2 protein-coding genes and 2 pseudogenes are annotated in these 3,575 nt (G+C 61.2%); all 4 read right to left on the minus strand.

The window, feature by feature from the left end; translation table 11 throughout:
- Positions 1 to 39: 39 nt before the first annotated feature.
- Positions 40 to 513 (minus strand): annotated as a pseudogene (locus G0D83_RS30695) (IS30 family transposase); the annotation flags it as partial.
- 253 nt (positions 514 to 766) lie between these two features.
- A complete protein-coding gene (locus G0D83_RS30700; protein ID WP_164198518.1) occupies positions 767 to 1,792 on the minus strand; it encodes an IS110 family transposase in 1,026 nt (341 codons plus the stop codon).
- 86 nt (positions 1,793 to 1,878) lie between these two features.
- Positions 1,879 to 2,415, minus strand: a pseudogene (locus G0D83_RS30705) (IS30 family transposase); the annotation flags it as partial.
- A 97-nt stretch (positions 2,416 to 2,512) separates the two neighbouring features.
- A complete protein-coding gene (locus G0D83_RS30710; RefSeq protein ID WP_164198517.1) occupies positions 2,513 to 3,511 on the minus strand; it encodes an IS30 family transposase in 999 nt (332 codons plus the stop codon).
- Positions 3,512 to 3,575 lie beyond the last annotated feature (64 nt).

Consider the following 3,575-nt stretch of genomic DNA (forward strand, 5'->3'; position numbering starts at 1 on the left):
TGTGAACTCACGCCGAAGCGCAAAGCCTGATTTCCTATTCTATGTCAGTCTGTTCCGGATATCCACGAGCTTAGCCTCGAAGACCTCGGCAGGCGTTCGGTAGCCCAGGCATTTACGGGGCGTCGCGTTGAGGCGCTGGCAAATCGACCTCAAATATCGATTTGTCAGCGCCGTCGGTTCGGTCGAGCGGGGCAGGAACTTGCGCAGACGGTTGTTGGTGTTCTCGACTGTGCCTTTCTGCCAAGGCGCCTGCGGGTCGCAGAACCAGCTGTCCGCGCCGATCCCATCCTTGAGCCGCCGCCATGCCGAGAACTCGGTTCCGCGGTCGAAGGTGATGGATTGGCGTGCGTCGGCGGGCAGGGCCGAGAGCCCCTGGATGAGGGATTCCATGATCGGCTTCGATCGTCGGTCCTCGTTGCGCAGCACGACGGTGTAGCGGCTGACACGCTCCACCAGGGAGGTCACGGTGATCTTGCCGTGCTCCTTGCGGAACATCACCAAGTCGCACTCCCATGTGTGGATACCTCGGTCGGTGCAAGCCTTTCTTGAACGGGTCGAACATGTGATCGGGTACGGTCATGTGTCAGGCCTCGATGTGCGGCTTTGACAATGCCGCGGGCCGGTATGGCGATGCGAAGGTTGGGTCCATATCAATGCGCCCGAGTTGCAAGCTCTCTGGGAGTGCCTGGTTTCCCCAACCTCGATCTGGTCGATCGTTTGTCCTTACTGTTCAATGTCCGTCTCACACCTGCCAACCCTCACCGTGTCACGCGGCAAGGGCGGGGTCTCGATAGTCCTCTTGTTTCGTCATCATCGCCCAGATCGCGCGGGCGGTTTTGTTTGCCAGGGCGATGGCGACCAGCATCCGGGGCTTGCGCGCCAGCATCTGCTCCAACCAGGACCCTTTGGGAGGGCCGTTCTTGACCGCCCATCTGACCCGCGTCATGGCGCCGATGATCAACAGTCTGCGAATGTCCCGTTGCCCCATTTTGGAGGTGCGCCCCAGAATTTGCCGGCCACCTGTCGATTTTTGAACGGGGACGAGACCCAGCCAGGCCGCAAAATCACGCCCCCTCCGGAACCCTTCCATCGGCGGGGCGAAGGCTTGAATTGCCATGGCGCTGACGGGGCCGACACCCGGGGCGGTCTGCAGGCGGATCGTCTCTGGATCGCTCTTGGCTTCTTCTTTGAGGCGCTTTTCTATTTTCATGATCATGACGTCGAGACTGCCAATCTGCTCGAGGTGCAGGCGACAAAGCTCGGTGACGCCGGATGGGAGCATGCTCTCTGGCGCATCGACCTGCGCCTCGAGTTTCCTGACAAATGTCCGTCCGGGAGGTGCGATGATGCCATATTCCATGAGGTGCCCGCGCAGCGCGTTGATGAGCGCGTTGCGTTGTCGAACAAGGAGATCGCGTGTCTTGAAGACCATGGATCTGGCCTGCTGCTCTTCTGATTTCACGGGCACGAACCGCATGGTCGGACGCACCACGGCCTCCGCGATGGCCTCGGCGTCATTAGCATCGTTTTTCTGCCGCTTCACGAAGGGCTTCACGTAGATCGGCGGAATTAGCCGCACCTCATGGCCGAGTTTCACGAACTCCCGCCCCCAATAGTGCGACGAAGCGCAAGCCTCCATGGCGACGAGGCAGGGCGGGTGCTCGGCCATGAACCGGGTGAGCTGCGCCCGCGAGAGCTTCTTGCGGAACACGGGCCGTCCTGACGCATCCGCGCCGTGGAGTTGAAAAACCGACTTTGCCAAGTCGATGCCGATGACTGTAACCTCTTCCACGGATACCTCCTCCATGCTGGTGCTTTTCAACATCACCATCTTGGCACATCGCGATGCCGTTGCGGGGTGAGGTATCCACACCATCAGTGCCCAAACTCAACGCGCTCGGCGACGCAATCCGGCCTGTTTGAAAGGCTTTGCGCGTCCGAGATGTGGCTGCGCTGGTACCGGCGGTATCCACGAGGTCTGCGGCGTCTGCGATGCTCGGGAAGGTGCCGGTAGAACTGCTCGGCGCGACCGTCCTTCGAGTAGGCGTAGCGATAGATCGTCTCGTGGCTCACACGGACCCCATGCTGCTCGAGACGCATCCGGCCGGCGATCTGCTCCGGCGACCAGCCAGCCTTGAGACCATGCGGGGCGGCAGCTTTGAGCTGCGGGTGCTGAATCATCTTGCGGTGAAGGGCGCGGCGCTTCTCGCTCATGGTCTGGGCATTCAGCGCGTAGTATCCCGCGAGCTCGGGCAGGTCGCCGCCATCGAAGTGATTGCGCTTCAGATCGCGGTAGATGGTCGAGGGGGCGCGGCTCAGGCGATCCGCGATCTCGGGGATCGACATTTTGGCCTCGCGCCACTTGGCAATCTTGATCCGCTCCTCGAAACTCAGCTGAAGGTAACAACGACCCATTCCACATCCTCCATGCAAACTTCTGTTTTGATACAGAATTTGCACTTCGTTTGTGAATCCACCCGTGTGAGCTCAAGGGTGGTTGCGACAGGTTCCGCTATCTCAGTTTCACCATTTCCTCTCTGAAGGCTTCCGTTGGCGTGCGCCATCCGAGGCACTTTCGCGGTGTCGCATTCAGCCTCTCGCTGATCTCCTTCATCTGGGGTCCCGAAAGGGATGCGAGAGGCGTATCGCGGGGCAGGACGCGGCGGGCCCGTCCGTTCAGGTTTTCCACCGAGCCTTTCTGCCAGGGTGCCTGCGGGTCGCAGAACCAGGCGGTTGTCCCGATGCCGGCCTCAAGCTTTCGCCAGTCGCGAAACTCGAACCCACGGTCGAAGGTGATCGACTTGCGTGCCGGCTGGGGCAGCGGCGTCATCACGTTCATCAAGCTGTTCATGAAGTGCGTGGAGCTGCGATCGTTGTTGCGGAACAGGACCGCGAAGCGGGTCTTTCTCTCGACCAGCGTTGCGACGTTCATCGAGCCTTGCGCGCGCTCGAAGATCATCAGATCGCCTTCCCATTCTCCGAATGTTTCCCGTGTCTTGACGTACTCTGGTCGCTGATGGATCGAGCGTTCGGGCGGGAAGACCTGGTTGCGGGACCGCCGCGCATACCGGGGCCTGCGTTTCTTGCGCCGGCTGGGCAGGTGTCGGGCCAACTCTTCGGCACGGCCCTCGGGGCCATAGACATGGGCGTAGATGGTCTCGTGGCTGACGGTCACGGGCAGACCATCGAGGCGCATCCGGCCGGCGATCTGCTCAGGCGACCAGCCAGCCTTGAGACGGTCGATAACGGCTTCGCGCAAATCCACAAGCCGGGTCAGCTTGCGCCTCCGGGCCCGGCGGTCGAAGGCTTTGCGCTGCGCGACCATGCCGTAGTAGCCATCGAGGTAGGCGACCTCTTCCGTGCGCGCCGCGAAGGCATTGCGCTTGATCTCGCGGTAGACGGTCGAACGATGCCGACCGATCTCTGCGGCAATCCTGCTGACCGGCAGCTTTGCGTTCAGCAGGTCTTCGATCCTGCGCCGCTCACGCAGGTCCAGCTCTTTGTGCGCCATTGTCCGTTCTCCTTGCTTTCCAGCAAGATAGGGGATTTGTCGCAACCCAGTTTAGAATGTGCCC

The organism is Salipiger sp. PrR003 (assembly GCF_010500785.1).
GTDB classification, from domain to species: domain Bacteria; phylum Pseudomonadota; class Alphaproteobacteria; order Rhodobacterales; family Rhodobacteraceae; genus Salipiger; species Salipiger pacificus_A.

Excerpts from the sequence above, each read along its gene's own strand:
- G0D83_RS30710 (WP_164198517.1), bottom strand. The coding sequence starts at position 3,511 with ATGGCGCACAAAGAGCTGGACCTGCGTGAGCGGCGCAGGATCGAAGAC.